The organism is uncultured Altibacter sp. (assembly GCF_963972995.1).
Classification (GTDB): Bacteria; Bacteroidota; Bacteroidia; order Flavobacteriales; family Flavobacteriaceae; genus Altibacter.
Genome location: NZ_CAXAXI010000008.1, coordinates 1 through 16,013 on the forward strand (window position 1 = coordinate 1; position 16,013 = coordinate 16,013).

Consider the following 16,013-nt stretch of genomic DNA (forward strand, 5'->3'; position numbering starts at 1 on the left):
GGAGGTATTCTCTCCCTTATTCTTTGGATAACCGGGACGTTTATGCTCTCCACCTTATTCTAATATTATGCAAGAAAAATTCTCTATCGATGACGCAGTTTCTAACCTCTGGGATAAACTGGACGGCTGGTTGGATGCTATTATTTTAAAATTACCCAATTTTGCAGTAGCGGTACTTGTCATGCTGTTGTTTTGGTTCTTAGCCAAATTGCTCTCGAAATTCTCTAAAAAAGTCTTATTTAAAAAAATAAATCAAGAATCCATACGGCAAATGCTCGGCAAACTGGTGTTTGCGGTTATAGTTCTGGTAGGTTTCTTTATCGCTTTAGGCGTAATGGAACTGGATAAGGCACTTACTTCTATTCTGGCAGGAGCCGGTGTTGTAGGATTGGCTATTGGTTTGGCACTCCAAGGCACCTTAGGTAATACCGTTTCAGGACTCGTGTTGTCGTTCTTGCCAAAAGTGCGGATTGGAGATTTTATTGAAACACAAGATAAGAAAGGGTATGTTTCAGAAATCAATCTTCGCAATATCGTGATGCGGCAAACCGATAACGAATATGTGATCATTCCCAATTCTACCTTTGTAGATAACCCATTCACTAATTATTCATGGAGCAATCGCTCACGCATAGATGTGGCCTGTGGTGTAGGATACGAAAGTGACCTGCAACAAGTGGAAGATCTGGTAGTGAAGATCATTTCAGAAAATTTCGAGCAAAAGGACGATGAAGGAGTTGAGTTCTTCTTTACCGAATTTGGCGACAGCTCCATAAATTTTGTGACACGTTTTTGGATTGAAAGCACAAAACCAAAACCAAAGTTGGCAGCACAACACAAAGCCATCAAGTTGATCAAGAAACACTTTGATGAGGCCGATATCAATATTCCTTTCCCTATTCGAACACTGGATTTTGGAAAGAACCAACTTAAAATTCATTCTAAGGAATAATAACCATATAAACCGAAAAAAGGATGCTTCGAGCATCCTTTTTTAGTTTTTCCGAAGTAAAACTAGGTCAATGTAATTAACACTACAAAATAATCTTAAGGCTTATTTAACAAAACAATGGGAATCCTTAAAGAATATTTTGATGCCCCTTGTACTTACCTTTGTTTTACAAACCTAAAAAACTTAGTAACATGAAAAAATTAATTGCACTAACCCTGCTCTCCGGGGTGTTTCTTACCACGTCTTGTGTTTCGAAAAAAAAGTATGTTGAACTAGAAGGTCAGTATAACGATACCCGTTCTACCTTGGCTAAAACCCAACTTGAAAAAGAAGAGATCGAAGCAAAATATGCAAAGATCGAAGAACGTGTTGCCAGTTACAACGCGAAGATCCAATCGCTTACCGACAGTAATAATACCCGTCTTCAGCAATTTGAAAATGTTGTTATTTCTAATGACGACAAAGAGAAAATGAAGAAAGCTTTGGCAAATGTTGACCCTTCTGAATTGGCCAAGGCCGAAACCCTTGAGGACTCCATGAACCTAATTATTTCTTACAATTTGAAGAAGAACTTGGACAACAGTTTGGTTGCCGAAGGTGAGGAAGATGATATTCAGATTGACATCGATGAAACCGTAGTAATGATCACTATTTCCGACAAGCTATTGTTCAAATCCGGAAGTTACCGTGTAAATCCGGAAGCCAATAATTTATTGGAGCGATTGGCCAATGTGATTAACAGTGAGCCGGCGCTTGAAGTAATGGTAGAAGGTCATACCGATGCTCAGACTGTAAAAGAAGGCTCTTACATTAAAGACAATTGGGATCTTAGCGTGGAGCGTTCAACCGCAGTTATTAGAATTCTACAGGAGAAGTACGGAGTAGCTCCGGAGAAATTGATCGCAGCCGGAAGAAGTAGTTTTCATCCCCTAACCGAAAACGATACAAAGGAAGGCCGTGCGACCAACAGAAGAACACGCATTGTAATCTTACCTAACTTAGATAAGTTCTTGGCTTTGCTTTCTGCCAACTAAAAGAAAGTAAACAACTATGGAAAAGCGACTCTTAAGGGTCGCTTTTTTTGTAAAACATATTACTGAAAGTACTATATTTATAACTTAGGTAATTACATCACTATGAAGACACTTTACACTACTGAATTCTATGACCTTACCTTCTCTGAAACATATGCGATCATTAGGGTAAAAAAAGGTGTACATCTTGACCTTAAGATTACCAATGAATTGCGCCATAAACTTAGAAGTCATTATAAAAATCGTCCTATCGTTTTAATTGCAGACAGGGAGAACGATCATGATATTGACTTCGCCATTTATAAACAGAACCGACTAAAGAACACGCAAGCCTTGGCCATTGTTTCACGTAACAAAGCCGAACGCGAACGCGCCATGCTCGAACAGGAAATTTTCGACAAAAGCTTTGCGTTTTTCGAACGCTTAGAGGATGCTGAGAACTGGGCGATATCTTTTTTTCCAACAAGATCCTAGTGTACCCACTTCAATCTAATCGGGTGTAGTGCCAAATAAAAATTCGTTGCTTTTAATTGCCTGAAGGCTTTGTAGGGCGTACTTCAATTTTACTTGGTAAGGTACGTGGATGCATGGTCAATAGATCCACCACTAATTTTCCAATATCTTCAATCTGGATTTTCCAGGAATCACTCGCATCCGGCTCATTACCGTTAAAATGAGTAGCGACAGATCCGGGCATAATGGTGCTCACCTTGACATCGTATTTTCGCAGATCCAACATTGCTGCTTGTGAAAAGCCGGTTAGACCAAACTTACTGGCATTGTAAGCAGCACCCCCCGAAAAGAAATTAGTGCCTGCCAAACTGCTTATGCTTATAAAATAACCCTTATTCTTTTTTAACTGATCAACAGTGGCTTTTAACGTAAAGAATGGTCCCGTAAGGTTCGTTTCTATAGTTTCATTCCACTGTTCTTCTGTAAGGTCTTCTACGGTTTCGAAATGTCCTAAGCCTGCATTGGCGATAACGATATCCAAATGGCCGAAGCTGTTTAATACCTTATGGGTAGCCTGTTCTTGGCTCTTGAGATTACGTACATCTGCCGCAATACCCAAAACAGTGCCATTTGTTTCACGTTGCAGACCTTCGGCTACTTGTTGGGTCGAGTTCACATCACGGCCTGTGATCGCTACTTTTACGCCTTCCTTTAAAAGCGCTTGGGCGATCCCGTATCCTATTCCTTTGGTTCCACCCGTGATGAGTGCTGTCTTTCCTTCTAATCGTTGCATTTTTCTTCTTTTTCTCAAAGTTACGAAGGGTGTTTTCAATTCTTATTAATTAATCCTTAAATTTAAGGACGATGAGAACAGTGTTTTATCTTGCTATCGGTATTTTGGTTTTGGGTTATTCTTCGGAAGCGTCCTCGCAACAACCATTAGTAAATCTTTCTGAGCTTTCTTCGGAATTTTCGTATGAGATTCGATATGCTACGCCTGAAAATTTTATAGGTGAAACCTTGTATGATTGTGCTGTCTGCCTATTACGTCCCGAAGTAGCCGAAGCATTAGTACGCGCCAATCAATATTTCTGCGAAAAAGGATACCGCATTAAGATCTATGACTGTTATAGACCTTTGAACGTTCAGAAAAAAATGTGGGCCAAGGTACCCCGACCCACCTACGTCGCCAATCCGTATGGCAAAGGTTCCATACACAATAAAGCTGCAGCGGTGGATATTACACTCGAGACCTTAGACGGCTGCTTTGTGGATATGGGAAGTGACTACGACTTCTTTGGCCGAGCAGCACATATCGACAATTACAATTTTTCGGAAGCCATTCTATTTCATCGAAAACTGCTTATGGAAGGAATGCGAGCTCACGGATTCCAGACCATCAGAACCGAATGGTGGCATTTCAGTTATAAAAAGAATTGGAGTTATAAAACCTTGAATACGCCGCTACCCTGTCCTAATTGAATTTATTCTTTAGAGGTGCCTTTTGGTAATAAAGGTGTTTCATCGCGAGGATCTTTGCGAACGCGTAATGGGATGTCTTCTTCATTTCCGTACAGTTTCAGTTCGGTGATGTCTGCCGGTAGGTTGAAGCCGGCGTCGCTAAGTGCTTCTTTCACCTTTTTGATCACGATCCCGCGCAATACTCTGGATGATTTGCGGTAATCTAAGGTTTCCACCCAAAAGAAGATTTTGAGGTTCACGGTGGAGGCCGCAAGTTCGTCTTCAATAACGAAGTTTTCGTGTGTATCGTCCTGCACGATCCCGTCGTGATGTTTCAGTATGTCGTAAATAAGCTGTTTCGCGGCCTCAATATCGTCCTCGTATCCTATTCCCACTACAAAATCAACACGGTAAAATCCATCGGCGGTGTAGTTTTCTACGGGTTTGGTCAACACATCGCTGTTGGGAATATAGATATCCCGACCGTCGGTGGTTTTAATATGGGTATATCTAAAGTTAAGCGCTTTCACTTTCCCAAACATAGATTCTATCTTGATGGTGTCATTGATACTGAAGGGTCTGTTGAATGCCAGAATGATACCCGCCAAAAAATTCTTCCCGATGTCTTGAAAAGCAAACCCTAAAATAATGGCAGCCCCACCCGCAGCTGTTAAAACTCCGGTTGCGATCCCACTGAGTCCGGCGACTTGTAGTGCGATCATGATAGCAATTAATATGAAGATGATCTTTATCGCCTGCGCTAGAAATCGTGCCATAAGCGGATCGGTGGCACTTTTTAGAATCCTGCGTCGATAGAAATTGGTAATAAGCTGCGCTATCAATATCCCTGCGACAATTATAAAGATCGCCAGGGCAATGCGCGGAAGCACCGCTAGAAATTTATCGTAATACGATTCTATGGAATTTGCAATTGTTTCGGCCGGAGACGTATCTTGTACTGTCATAAAGGATGGTTATTGGTTAAAGATACCACGGGATAAGCCTTGAGCGAAACTAATTTTCTATAAAATATTCTTAAAATTTATCTAGCTATGGGAGTTGCTGTATCTTTGCAGCAAAATAATAGCCGTGAACCTTTCAGTAAAGACATTTAAAATTATAAGTACGCTTGAAGCCATTTCATTTTTAGTTCTTTTAGGAATTGCCATGCCGTTAAAATACATCTGGGATCTTCCCCAAATGGTTCAGATCGTTGGAATGGCGCACGGTATCCTCTTCATCCTGTATCTAATTGGAGCGTACTATATGTTTGAAAAACTCCAATGGTCTGTACGAACCTTACTCATTGTCATGGGTTGTTCTGTGATCCCGTTCGGACCGTTCTACGTAGAAAAAAAATATTTATAATGGATAAAGAAACGATTATTGAATACAGTTGCTTGCTTCAAAATGTTTTCATCAATGAGGGCATGAATCCTGCATTGGCCACTGCACTCAATACGCTTATTAATATAATTATTGTAGGCGTTGTCGTTTTTGTATTGGATATTATTATTAGAAAGTTCATCGTTCAGGCGTTTAAGGCTTTCAGTGTAAAAACGAAGACCACTTTTGATGATTATTTGGTACAAAGTAATTTTCCAAGGTTTATTGCACATTTCGTTCCCTTGGCTGTTGTATGGTATCTTACTCCTATCGTCTTATTGGAATATCCCTTTATCCAAAGCATCGCATGGGTGGCGATCAATATCTATTTGGTCATTTTATGCGCATTGGTGGTACGAAGTGTTTTGCGTACCACACGCAACTATCTTCAGGGGAAAGAACGTTACAACGATAAACCGTTAGACAGTTATATCCAGGTATTAATGATCTTTGTTTGGGGTATCTGCTTGTTCCTTATCATCAATCAACTTACCGGTTATTCAGTTACAAGTTTGGCCACTTTGGGAGCCGCTTCGGCTGTGATCCTGCTTATTTTCAAGGATACAATTTTAGGCTTTGTAGCCAGTATCCAAGTTTCTGTCAATGATATTGTTCGAATTGGCGACTGGATCACCTTCAGTAAATACGGAGCCGACGGGTATGTTACCGAAATTAACCTTGCAACAGTTCGTGTTCAAAATTTTGACAACACCTATACAACAATTCCAACATACAGTCTTATAGCAGATTCGTTCCAGAACTGGCGTGGCATGCAAGAATCTAAAGGGCGTCGCATTAAAAGGTCTATCTACATCAAGCAAAATTCCATTAAGTTTCTTTCTGCCGAAGACCTTGAAGAACTTAAGAAGATTCAGCTTATAAAACCCTATATCGAACACCGGCAACGTGACGTTGAAAAATACAATCGGATGGTCGAAGCAGACAAAAGTTTGCTAGTTAACGGAAGGAATCAAACCAATCTCGGGATTTTCAGAAAATACGCAGATGCCTTACTGCACGAGAACCCGGCGATCAATAAGGACCTTTTCTTGATGGTGCGGCACTTAGCCCCTACCGATAAAGGAATTCCCATAGAGATCTTCTGTTTTAGTTACGATAAGAACTGGGAGAACTACGAACACATTCAAGCCGATATCTTCGACCATCTTTTAGCCGCGGTCCCCTACTTTGGTTTAGAGGTCTTTGAATCTCCATCGGGTAGTGATCTCAATAAAATCCTGTTAAAGACAACGTGATTTCAAGAAGGGTTCGGTATCTTTAAAGCAACCAACCTAAAATTGTATGTCACTAAAGTCCGTTCTCCAAACCTTTGGAGGTATTGCCGTTGTTTTAACACTCATTCCTTTGATAGCCATTGATTATTGGTGGATACGCATGTTCGACTTTCCGCACATCCAACTCACCATACTTACCATGGTGGCCCTGATCACTTATTTCATGCGATTCGATATAAAACGCTGGCAAGATTATGCCTTCGTATGTGTATTGACCGGTTGCTTCGTGTTTCAATACATCAAAATTCATTCGTATATGCCCTATGCTTCAAAAGAAGTTTTGGCGGCCACGACAAAAACCCAGGATCTGGAATTGAAGCTATATACGGCGAATGTATATCAGAAAAACAAAGAGACACACTTGCTCATGCAGGATATAAAGGATTTGGATCCGGATATCGTTTTGCTGGTGGAGACTAACCAACGATGGCGCAACGAGATCGTAAATGACCTCCCCTCAGACTACAATTATCGTGTGGAAGTTCCTTTGGACAATACCTACGGAATGCTATTATATTCCAAATTAAAGCTCTTAGGCCCCACAGTACGCTATTTGGTGGATGATAGTATCCCGTCCATTCACAGCAAGGTATTGCTTCGCTCTGGAGACACCATTCAATTATATACCATCCACCCTACGCCTCCCATGCCCCAGCACAATCCCACCTCATCAGACCGAGATGCAGAGATGATGAAGATTGCTAATTATTCCCGTCAATCGAGTTTGCCAGTGATTGTTTTGGGAGATTTTAACGATGTTGCCTGGTCTGCGACCACCGAACTGTTTCAAAATGTAGGAGAATTATTGGATGTACGACGCGGACGAGGCTTCTACAATACCTTTAATGCGAATAACCCTCTTTTTCGTTGGCCTTTGGATCATGTTTTCATCTCTTCGGAATTCCGGCTGAAGGAGATAAAACTGGGAGCCGATATCAATTCAGACCATTTCCCTACCTACACACATATTACCTTCGAGCCCGATAAAAAGGCAGAACAACAACCGAAGCCCCCTACAGATGAACAACTAAAACGTGCTAAGGAACAAGCGAGCGGCGTACAAAAAGTAGAAATAGACATGTAGCTAGAACTTTGTTTTAATCGAATCCATAACCGGGATGTGAAGTGACGTACCCAAACGCTCATTTGCTTTTTCAATAAAATAGGCAGCTAGTAACGGGGATGCTCTTTCCACATTTTGATGCAGAAAGAAGTATATGTTTTGCAATCCCATGTCGATCCAAGACTCCAACCTATCGATCCAATCATCCAATCGGGCGTAATCACTCTCATGGTTTGCGCCATTGTATCGAATAAACGCCGAATCGCTCGTCATTCGCATGTGCAGCAAATCACGCCGCCCTGCTGTATCTACAAGTATGTTCGTCACATCGTATTGCTCTAAAATGGCATACAATTCATTAGCCACAGTTATGTCATTAAACCAATCGGTATGCCTAAATTCGACAGCTATTTTTAGATCGTTAGGAATGGCTTCAAAAAAGGCAGGAAGCCGGTCGATATCCTTGGGTGAAAAATTATTGTGCATTTGTAAGAAGGGCATTTCTAATTTCTCTTTAAGATTAGAGGCATGCAACACATATTCGTTAAGATAGGCTTCAAAATCGTTGAGACGTTTCCAATGGCTCACTCCTTGAAAGATCTTCGGGAAGAATCTAAAATGCGAGGGTGTTTTCTCGTACCAGCTTACAAAGGTTTCAACAGGAAAGATTCGGTAGAACGTTGCATTCAATTCAATACTGTTAAATTGGGTTGCGTAGTAGATTAGCTCATCTTTAGTTCCTCTGGGATAGAATCCTTTTAAATCGGCACGGTTCCATTTCGCACATCCCACATACAGTGTTGGGATATCTCTGGGAGTGTATTCTGATAGTTTTTTTCGGGTATCTACATGATCGGCGGGCAGCATAAAATCAATCTCAGCAGGGTTTTGCACTTTTCCAAAGTTCATAATGAGGCTATTTTTAATAAAGATAGGGAATGTTTAATGTTAAAATTCAGAAAAAAAAGAAAGCGCTTGTAACAGAAGTGTGAGAATTGAGACTTACCTTTACGTAAACGTAAACCTAAAACAATCCACATGAAGACTTTACAACTTTTTATTCTTGCTTTTCTATTTGCAGCGGCTCCTCTTAGCGCACAGACTGCAGATGAAATTATTGCTAATTATCTTGAAAATACAGGAGGTACTGAAAACTGGGAAAAACTAGACGGTATCGTATTTGCAGGAAAATTAAATATGCAGGGAATGCAATTACCGATTACGCAAGTAATGACGAAATCCGGTAAACAATTAATGAAAGCCGATGTACAAGGTCAAACTTTTTACCAAGAGGTGTATGACGGAGAAACCCTCTGGGGAACCAACCAAATGACAATGGCTGCGGAAAAGAGCGACGCCGAAACGACCAATAACTTTAAGAACAATCTAAATGACTTTCCCGATCCCTTCCTGAACTATAAAGAAAAGATGTATACTGTAGAGTTGATAGGAAATGAAACCATTGAAGGCACAGAGACCTATAAAATAAAGTTGGTGAAGGAACCTATCATGGTTGATGGACAGGAGGTTGAAGATGTTAGCTATTATTATTTTGATACTGAAAATTTCGTTCCTATTGTCGTGGAAGAGGAAATTACGCAAGGTCCCGGAAAAGGGATGATCGCTCAGGTCAAATTTAGTGATTATCAAGAAGTGGATGGCTTGTATTTCCCTTTCTCTATTGTACAAGGCGTAAAGGATCAGCCTGGTATGCAGATCACACTTACTGAAATTAAATTGAACCCGGATATCGACGAAACTATGTTTTCTTATCCGGAAGAAAAATAACATGTAACCACATTTTGAAACCCCATCCTTATATGGGGTTTTTTTTTACCAAAAACCAACTTAAATGAAAAGAGTACTCATTGCATTATTAGGCCTTGCGCTTCTTCCTGTTGCTACTGAAGCACAGGAGATCGCGTTAAAAGGAAAAGAACTGTTTGGCGACATGAATGCGCGCCATATTGGGCCCGCCTTAATGAGCGGACGCATCAACGACATGGAAACACATCCTACAAATCCTAGGATACTTTACGCAGGGGCTGCCGGTGGCGGTGTTTGGAAATCCAGTGACGGAGGTGCGACCTTTGTCCCCATCTTTGATGATCATGTACAATCCATTGGCGCTATAGCGCTTGACCCGAAAAGACCCGATGAAGTGATCTGGGTTGGAACAGGAGAAACCTGGACCCGTAATTCGGTATCCATTGGAGATGGCCTGTATAAATCTACCGATGGAGGGAATAACTGGAAAGAAATCCCGGGTTTTGAGAACAGTGAACGTATTGCTTCCGTAGTGATCAATCCAAACAACACAGACGAAGTATATGTTGGAGTACTTGGTGCCCTTTGGAGCGATAGTGAAGATCGAGGGGTCTACAAAACGACCGACGGTGGAACCACATGGGAAAAGATATTGTACGTTAATACTTCCACAGGGGCCGCCGATGTTATCATGGACCCGAAGAATCCATCTACTTTATACGTATCTATGTGGCAATTCCGAAGATCCGGCTGGGGATTCAACTCGGGAGGAGCGCACAGTGCCCTGTATAAATCGACGGATGCCGGAAAGACTTGGAATAAGATTCACAATGGATTCCCTGAAGGTAAGCTAGGTCGCATTGCGATTGCCGTTGCGCCAAGCAATCCTTCCATCCTCTATTCGGTGTTAGAGACCGAAGATCCTAAAAAGAATGGATTGTGGCGTTCATCGAACGCCGGACAGAACTGGGAGCACTTGAACAATGATTTTGGGCTCGTAGTACGTCCGTTCTATTTCAGTCGTATAACGGTGGATCCTAAAAATCCGGATGTGGTTGTAAAAGGTGGATTGACAGGTTCCATAAGTCGCGACGGAGGAAAAACGTTTAAGGATCTTGGAAATATGCATAGTGACATACACGATGTAGTGTTCGATATCAACAATAGCGAAATTATGTATGCAGGAACAGACGGTGGAGTGTATCGTTCTTGGAACGGAGGCACCACCTTCGAGATTGTAGAAAATTTGCCACTTTCACAGTTCTACCACATTAGTGTGGACGATGCAGAGCCTTACAACGTTTATGGTGGGCTTCAAGACAACGGATCGTGGTACGGTCCTTCTTCGGCGCCGGGCGGAGTTACGGCTCGTGATTGGAATAGCGTAGGCTATGGCGACGGATTTCGAGTTCTGAAACACCCTACAAAGAATATCATTTATTCTGAAATGCAAGGCGCAGATAATGTGTGGCGATACGATGTAGACAAAAACAGAACTAAGACCATTCAACCCCTTCCGAAGAAAGGTGATGTAAAATTGCGATTCAATTGGAATGCTCCTATGGCCGTAAGCGCACATGTCCCCGATCGCTTTTATATGGGAAGTCAATTCGTTCATAAATCGGATGACATGGGAGATACTTGGACGATCATTTCACCCGATCTCACCACGAACGATCCAAAAAAGCAGGATCAGGCAAAATCCGGAGGGCTTTCCGTAGACAACAGCGGTGCAGAGAATCACACGACCATCTTTACCATTGCAGAATCGCCTTTGGACCAGAATATCCTGTGGGTTGGAACGGACGACGGTAATGTACAGGTAACCACCGATGGTGGAAAGAACTGGAACAATGTCACGCCAAATCTTACCGGGATACCGGCAAATACATGGGTCTATCATATTGAGGCAAGTGTTCATGGTAAAGGGACAGCCTATGCTGTCTTCGATGGCCATACTACCGGCGACATGAAACCTTATGCTTTAAAGACCACAGACTTCGGAAAAACTTGGAAATCTATTATCAGTGATGATATTCAAGAAAATGCTTTTGTGCGAAACATTCAAGAAGATTATAAAAATGAGGACCTGCTTTTCTTAGGTACCGAAATGGGTCTTTATGTTACTATAGACGGCGGAAAAAACTGGTCGCATTTTACAAACAATATGCCTCCGGTAGCGGTTCATTTTATCGATCTTCAGAAACAAACCAACGATCCTGTAATGGGTACCCACGGTCGGGGCGTGATTATTATTGATGATATCAGTCCGCTGCGAGAGTTGGATCAAACGGTGTTGGCAAAAGATGTACATTTCTTTAAAACCGAGCCGTTCACTATGACTGAAGACAGTGGATTCTCCGGTAGTTTCGGCGCAGAAACACAATTTGTAGGCGCTAACAAAAGTACCGCGGCACGCATCGTATACTATCTTCAGAAGCGACATACCTTCGGAAAAATGACCATGGAAGTTCAAGATATGGAAGGAAATACCATTACAACGCTGTCACCCGGAAAATCAAAAGGGATTAACGTGGTAAATTGGGGCTTCAATACAGTGGCTCCTAAAATGGCCGAAGGTAAAACACTTTCGTTTGGAGGGTTTACAGCGCCAAGAGTTCCTGCCGGAAAGTATAAGGTTGTACTTACCAAAGGTATGGATACCTATTCACATACTATTGAAGTGGCCTATGATGAAAACTCTCTAGGTACTATGGCAGAACGCAAAGAGCAGGAAGCGCTTACCAATACGCTGTATACGATGGTGGAAGATCTCGCCTATATGGTACATGAGATCACGGCCACCCAAGACAAAGCACAAGATGTTATTGCCAATCATCCCAAAGGAAAAAAAGACGCACAAAAATTATACGATGCATTGGAATCGCTTCGGAAAGACCTTGTAATTACCACCGGAGACAATTATGTGGCGTCTGCCGAGCCTGAACTTAGAGAGCGCATGGGTACACTTTACAGCAACGTGGCCACTAGTTACGATCGTGTTTCGGGAGCTTTAAAACAGAACTTCGAACTCATTTCCGAAGATTTTGAAGCAGCGAAGGAACGCTATGAAAACATCATGAAAAAGGAAGGCGAAAAGTTTATGAATTTTTTAGACAAGAATGAGTTGGAAAAACCTGCCATCCAATCAAAAGAAGCCTTCTTGAGCAAGGCTTAATTTGTAGCAAATGACAATTTAAAGCCTCACTTTTACGTGAGGCTTTTTTTATTTATTAATATAGATCGTTTTTCTATTGACAAACTCACGAATCCCATGCTCACTGAGTTCTCTGCCATAGCCACTCTCTTTAACACCTCCAAAAGGCAGTCTAGGGTCACTCTTCACCAATTCATTGATAAAGACGGCACCCTCATCAAATCGGTATGCGAGTTTTTCGGCGGCTTCAACATTTTTGGTGAATACAGAAACCCCCAATCCGAATTTTGAATTATTGGAAAGTTCGATCGCTTCATCGATTGAATCAAATGTAGTCACTGCCAAAACAGGACCAAATGTTTCTTCTTTAAATACTGTCATCTTTGGGGTAACATTCGAAAGTACGGTTGGCTCGAAATAGGCACCTTGCCGTTTCCCGCCAATTCTAAGTTGCGCGCCTGCATCAAGGGAGTCATTTACCTGCGTTTCTAAGTCTTTAGCCAGATCCTCCCGAGCTAAAGTCCCAATATAGGTTTCTTGGTTCGTAGGGTCACCACTTTTGAGTTCCCTTACTTTAACAAGTAATTTTTCGATAAACTCTTCAGCAATAGATGCGTCTACCAACAGTCGCTTGCCTGCGATACAGCTTTGTCCCGTATTCTGAAAGCGCGCCTGAACACAACTGTTAAGGGTAGCTTCCATGTCACAATCCTTTAAAACGACAAGACTGTTGTTGCCTCCCAGTTCCAGCACTGTCTTTTTAATGTGTTTTCCGGCCGTTGCTGCGACCGCCGCTCCGGCCGGGCCACTACCGGTAAGCGTGACTGCTTTAACAATAGGATTTTCAATAATATCTTCTATGGCATCACTCCCCACCAGTAAGGTGGAAAAACAGTGATTGGGATATCCTGCTCGTTGAAATACCTTTTCAATATTCAAGGCACTGCCAAACACATTGGAAGCATGTTTCAATACCGGTACATTGCCGGCCATGAGTGCAGGAGCGGCAAATCGGAAGACTTGCCAGAAAGGGTAGTTCCATGGCATTATGGCAAGTATTACACCTAAAGGTTCATAGGACACATAACTTTTTTCAGCATCTGTTTTAATGATCTCATTCGCTAGGTGCTTTTCAGCAGTTTCGGCATAATATTCGCAGACCCAGGCACACTTTTCGACTTCAGCAGTAGCTTGAGAAATAGGTTTCCCCATTTCCCTGGTAATCATTTCAGCATATTCATCGGCATTCTTCTTTAGTTCGCTTGCAGCGGCGTGCAGCAGTTTTTTTCGTTCTTCGATTGACGTTTCCCGCCACGAATAGAATCGATCATTTGCTTTTTTGAGTATTGAGGCAATTTCAGTTTTAGTATGCTTCTTATGCGTTTCAATTTTTTCTCCTGAATACGGATTGAGTGAGGTCACTGTAGCCATGTTTTTATTTTAAATGTATGGAAACCCTTGTAAAATGGGTAGCTGATTAAGATTACTTTAACTCGAAAATTGTTGAAAACCACGTTTATAACTATGGCTTTTTTCAGAAAATAGCTACAAAACAATCCTTATTTTTAATAAAACCCAATTTCTATGGAACCTCGCGATGCCGCCCTGCTGCAATTACGCCCTTTAATCAAATCGGCTCAGGTCTTACCCGGAATGTCCCCCGACGAATATTTTCAAAACAACACCTTGCGTCCTGTAGCCAAGCTTCAGAACGATCTATTGGTGGCTGTTTTTAAAAATTATGTTCAAAAACACAAGCGGGTCTTCTACGACCTTTCTATTGAAAAAAGACTGGATTATATTGAAAATGCCATTCACAAGGACATGAAATTCAGGAATTCTTTAAAAGGGATTATCATTGGACAATTCACCTTAGCAGAATACGAAAGTTATATCCAGAATTCTTCAGCTTTGAATAAACGAATGATGAATATCGTAAAAGAGCGCTTAAAAAGTAATATTCAGTTGTTAGAGTACGAGTACGCGCATTAGAAATCCTATAATAATCGTTAGGGCGAAACTCATGAGCGTTCCTATAAGGACGTATTCGGTTTGTTTTCGGGCGCCGCTCTTATTTTTATCACTAAATCTTAGAATAGATTTTGCCGCGATCAAAAATCCGATAGCCGAAAAATTATCGCTTAGGATAAAGGTGAGTACAAGAATTCGTTCAAAAATTCCAATGTATCGTCCTGCTTTCTCAAGACTGGTGCGCTCCCCTTCTTTGGCAATCTCTTCCTGCCAGCGTTGGGTTGCTTTCCCAATAAGGAATCCAACGGGATAGATCACAATAAGATATCCTGTAACAATCACCAATACATGTGTTGAAGTAAAAAAGTCTTCGATAAAGGGAACAACCTTTGAAAAGGAAGCTGTGAGCCAAAGCCAAACAAAAAGCAGTACCACCAAGTGTAAGATTTGGTCTATCACAAAGTAGGAAAGGGAATCTTCCTTTTGGTGCAATTTCCAAAGGTCTATAAAAAAATGAGTGACACTAATTAAGAGAGCCACATACCATAAAGACCAATCTTGTAATAGCAGATATGTGATCGCGCCCGCCAAGAAGGCATGTACATATAAAAAGGGTGCTTTTGCTTTTTTTAAACGTTTTTGTTGTATCAATGTACCCGACTGTAAAACGAAATCGGTGATCACATGGGCAAGTAATAGTTGTAATGCAAGAATAAGTTGAGGATTCATGAGAAGTACTTTTTAGTAACCTGTTGGTATCGCTGTAAAAGCAATTGGATCTCGTCCCAACCTGCGGCTTTTTTGCGTAAATGTATGGCAGCTTGGCTTCGGTCAAGTTCGTTGGCGATTTGTTGTTCTGTAAGCCCTTTCAGTAAATAAAATACTACTTCTGCCGAGGCTGTTGACCACCGATTTGTTATGGAATCCAGTAGTTTTAAACTTACCTTAAACTCATCGTTGATATCGGGATATGCTGTGGTCAATGCCATTTTCACTCCTTCGGCCTTCATAGCATCCAGGGTTCTTCCGGAGTACTGAAATGCCGGCCCGTTACTTTCGGCTAGCGATCCTTTTTGATAATCGGCCTCCCCTATTCCTATGGCGATACGAAGATCGGCCACCGGTGATTTTGCTTTTTTCGAAAGCTTTTCCGCAGTATACATATTTACTCCCGCTTTAAGTTGTAAAGCTACGGCCAATGCCAGTTCCGGCTGTTCTATGGCTCCTTGAAAACTGTCGCCCCGATATATAGAGAAGGAAATACCCGATTGTGGATATTGTGTTTCTAAGGATAAAAAAACCGTTTTGATAGCAGCGATCACCTCAATGAGCGTTCCCTTGGGATATTTGGAGGAATTAATAAGATCTCCGCTAAGTATGGCTATTCCCTTCATATGAAAAGGTATTACACTTATATAAACAAATAATAAGCTTTTAAACTTATATTTAGCAATAATAAGCCAATTAACTTATA

Annotated in this window: 16 protein-coding genes; 10 read left to right on the forward strand and 6 right to left on the reverse strand. The window is 41.5% G+C overall.

Features of this window, described 5'->3' with window-relative positions:
• Positions 1 to 67: 67 nt before the first annotated feature.
• The 3 genes from AACZ11_RS04765 to AACZ11_RS04775 all read left to right on the forward strand — a co-directional run bounded on the left by AACZ11_RS04765 (position 68) and on the right by AACZ11_RS04775 (position 2,460).
• Positions 68 to 952, forward strand: a complete 885-nt coding sequence (locus AACZ11_RS04765) for a mechanosensitive ion channel (RefSeq protein WP_339831628.1) — start codon at positions 68 to 70, stop codon at positions 950 to 952.
• A gap of 191 nt (positions 953 to 1,143) precedes the next feature.
• A complete protein-coding gene (locus AACZ11_RS04770; RefSeq protein ID WP_339831631.1) occupies positions 1,144 to 1,986 on the forward strand; it encodes an OmpA family protein in 843 nt (280 codons plus the stop codon).
• A gap of 102 nt (positions 1,987 to 2,088) precedes the next feature.
• Positions 2,089 to 2,460, forward strand: a complete 372-nt coding sequence (locus AACZ11_RS04775; RefSeq protein WP_339831634.1) for a hypothetical protein — start codon at positions 2,089 to 2,091, stop codon at positions 2,458 to 2,460.
• A 52-nt stretch (positions 2,461 to 2,512) separates the two neighbouring features.
• On the opposite strand, the gene AACZ11_RS04780 is transcribed toward AACZ11_RS04775, so the two are convergent.
• Positions 2,513 to 3,232, reverse strand: coding sequence for an SDR family oxidoreductase (locus AACZ11_RS04780; protein WP_339831637.1), 720 nt, complete (start codon positions 3,230 to 3,232; stop codon positions 2,513 to 2,515).
• Between the two features lie 71 nt (positions 3,233 to 3,303).
• Between AACZ11_RS04780 and AACZ11_RS04785 the strand changes: the two genes are divergently transcribed.
• Positions 3,304 to 3,921, forward strand: a complete 618-nt coding sequence (locus tag AACZ11_RS04785) for a M15 family metallopeptidase (RefSeq protein ID WP_339831640.1) — start codon at positions 3,304 to 3,306, stop codon at positions 3,919 to 3,921.
• A gap of 2 nt (positions 3,922 to 3,923) precedes the next feature.
• Here the strand turns inward: AACZ11_RS04785 and AACZ11_RS04790 are convergent, their stop codons facing one another.
• Complete coding sequence (locus AACZ11_RS04790) at positions 3,924 to 4,865, reverse strand: mechanosensitive ion channel domain-containing protein (RefSeq protein WP_339831644.1); 942 nt, start codon at positions 4,863 to 4,865, stop codon at positions 3,924 to 3,926.
• A 115-nt stretch (positions 4,866 to 4,980) separates the two neighbouring features.
• Between AACZ11_RS04790 and AACZ11_RS04795 the strand changes: the two genes are divergently transcribed.
• The 3 genes from AACZ11_RS04795 to AACZ11_RS04805 are packed head-to-tail and all read left to right on the forward strand — an operon-like array spanning position 4,981 to position 7,665.
• Positions 4,981 to 5,268: a DUF3817 domain-containing protein gene (locus AACZ11_RS04795; protein WP_290627371.1), complete on the forward strand. Its 288-nt coding sequence runs from the start codon at positions 4,981 to 4,983 to the stop codon at positions 5,266 to 5,268.
• Positions 5,268 to 6,542 carry a mechanosensitive ion channel domain-containing protein gene (locus tag AACZ11_RS04800; RefSeq protein ID WP_290627365.1) on the forward strand — a complete coding sequence of 425 codons (1,275 nt, stop codon included), beginning with the start codon at positions 5,268 to 5,270 and terminating at the stop codon, positions 6,540 to 6,542. The genes AACZ11_RS04795 and AACZ11_RS04800 overlap by 1 nt, the downstream gene beginning before the upstream one ends.
• Before the next feature lie 46 nt (positions 6,543 to 6,588).
• On the forward strand, positions 6,589 to 7,665 hold the full coding sequence (locus AACZ11_RS04805; protein ID WP_290627363.1) for an endonuclease/exonuclease/phosphatase family protein: 1,077 nt from the start codon (positions 6,589 to 6,591) through the stop codon (positions 7,663 to 7,665).
• On the opposite strand, the gene AACZ11_RS04810 is transcribed toward AACZ11_RS04805, so the two are convergent.
• Positions 7,666 to 8,553: a DUF72 domain-containing protein gene (locus tag AACZ11_RS04810; protein ID WP_290627361.1), complete on the reverse strand. Its 888-nt coding sequence runs from the start codon at positions 8,551 to 8,553 to the stop codon at positions 7,666 to 7,668. It abuts the gene before it with no gap.
• Positions 8,554 to 8,682: 129 nt separating this feature from the next.
• Here AACZ11_RS04810 and AACZ11_RS04815 point away from each other — a divergent pair, with 129 nt between their 5' ends.
• Entirely contained in the window at positions 8,683 to 9,432 is a 750-nt protein-coding gene (locus tag AACZ11_RS04815; RefSeq protein WP_290627359.1) for an outer membrane lipoprotein-sorting protein, read from the forward strand.
• Positions 9,433 to 9,496: 64 nt separating this feature from the next.
• Positions 9,497 to 12,589: a hypothetical protein gene (locus AACZ11_RS04820; RefSeq protein ID WP_290627357.1), complete on the forward strand. Its 3,093-nt coding sequence runs from the start codon at positions 9,497 to 9,499 to the stop codon at positions 12,587 to 12,589.
• Between the two features lie 48 nt (positions 12,590 to 12,637).
• Here AACZ11_RS04820 and AACZ11_RS04825 read toward each other — a convergent pair whose 3' ends face one another.
• On the reverse strand, positions 12,638 to 13,999 hold the full coding sequence (locus tag AACZ11_RS04825) for an NAD-dependent succinate-semialdehyde dehydrogenase (RefSeq protein ID WP_290627355.1): 1,362 nt from the start codon (positions 13,997 to 13,999) through the stop codon (positions 12,638 to 12,640).
• A gap of 153 nt (positions 14,000 to 14,152) precedes the next feature.
• Between AACZ11_RS04825 and AACZ11_RS04830 the strand changes: the two genes are divergently transcribed.
• Positions 14,153 to 14,560 carry a glyoxalase gene (locus AACZ11_RS04830; RefSeq protein WP_290627353.1) on the forward strand — a complete coding sequence of 136 codons (408 nt, stop codon included), beginning with the start codon at positions 14,153 to 14,155 and terminating at the stop codon, positions 14,558 to 14,560.
• Here the strand turns inward: AACZ11_RS04830 and AACZ11_RS04835 are convergent.
• Both AACZ11_RS04835 and AACZ11_RS04840 read right to left on the reverse strand, forming a co-directional pair.
• Entirely contained in the window at positions 14,537 to 15,268 is a 732-nt protein-coding gene (locus AACZ11_RS04835; RefSeq protein ID WP_290627351.1) for a DUF3307 domain-containing protein, read from the reverse strand. The genes AACZ11_RS04830 and AACZ11_RS04835 overlap by 24 nt on opposite strands.
• The gene (locus AACZ11_RS04840; protein ID WP_290627349.1) at positions 15,265 to 15,933 is read right to left on the reverse strand and encodes a hypothetical protein; all 669 of its coding nucleotides are present in this window, start codon (positions 15,931 to 15,933) and stop codon (positions 15,265 to 15,267) included. The genes AACZ11_RS04835 and AACZ11_RS04840 overlap by 4 nt, the downstream gene beginning before the upstream one ends.
• Positions 15,934 to 16,013: the final 80 nt, after the last annotated feature.

Bases quoted from the DNA above. Each gene is read 5' to 3' on its own strand.
- AACZ11_RS04765 (WP_339831628.1), top strand. From the start codon at position 68: ATGCAAGAAAAATTCTCTATCGATGACGCAGTTTCTAACCTCTGGGAT.
- AACZ11_RS04770 (WP_339831631.1), top strand. From the start codon at position 1,144: ATGAAAAAATTAATTGCACTAACCCTGCTCTCCGGGGTGTTTCTTACC.
- AACZ11_RS04775 (WP_339831634.1), top strand. From the start codon at position 2,089: ATGAAGACACTTTACACTACTGAATTCTATGACCTTACCTTCTCTGAA.
- AACZ11_RS04780 (WP_339831637.1), bottom strand. From the start codon at position 3,232: ATGCAACGATTAGAAGGAAAGACAGCACTCATCACGGGTGGAACCAAA.
- AACZ11_RS04785 (WP_339831640.1), top strand. From the start codon at position 3,304: ATGAGAACAGTGTTTTATCTTGCTATCGGTATTTTGGTTTTGGGTTAT.
- AACZ11_RS04790 (WP_339831644.1), bottom strand. From the start codon at position 4,865: ATGACAGTACAAGATACGTCTCCGGCCGAAACAATTGCAAATTCCATA.
- AACZ11_RS04800 (WP_290627365.1), top strand. From the start codon at position 5,268: ATGGATAAAGAAACGATTATTGAATACAGTTGCTTGCTTCAAAATGTT.
- AACZ11_RS04805 (WP_290627363.1), top strand. From the start codon at position 6,589: ATGTCACTAAAGTCCGTTCTCCAAACCTTTGGAGGTATTGCCGTTGTT.
- AACZ11_RS04810 (WP_290627361.1), bottom strand. From the start codon at position 8,553: ATGAACTTTGGAAAAGTGCAAAACCCTGCTGAGATTGATTTTATGCTG.
- AACZ11_RS04815 (WP_290627359.1), top strand. From the start codon at position 8,683: ATGAAGACTTTACAACTTTTTATTCTTGCTTTTCTATTTGCAGCGGCT.
- AACZ11_RS04820 (WP_290627357.1), top strand. From the start codon at position 9,497: ATGAAAAGAGTACTCATTGCATTATTAGGCCTTGCGCTTCTTCCTGTT.
- AACZ11_RS04825 (WP_290627355.1), bottom strand. From the start codon at position 13,999: ATGGCTACAGTGACCTCACTCAATCCGTATTCAGGAGAAAAAATTGAA.
- AACZ11_RS04830 (WP_290627353.1), top strand. From the start codon at position 14,153: ATGGAACCTCGCGATGCCGCCCTGCTGCAATTACGCCCTTTAATCAAA.
- AACZ11_RS04835 (WP_290627351.1), bottom strand. From the start codon at position 15,268: ATGAATCCTCAACTTATTCTTGCATTACAACTATTACTTGCCCATGTG.
- AACZ11_RS04840 (WP_290627349.1), bottom strand. From the start codon at position 15,933: ATGAAGGGAATAGCCATACTTAGCGGAGATCTTATTAATTCCTCCAAA.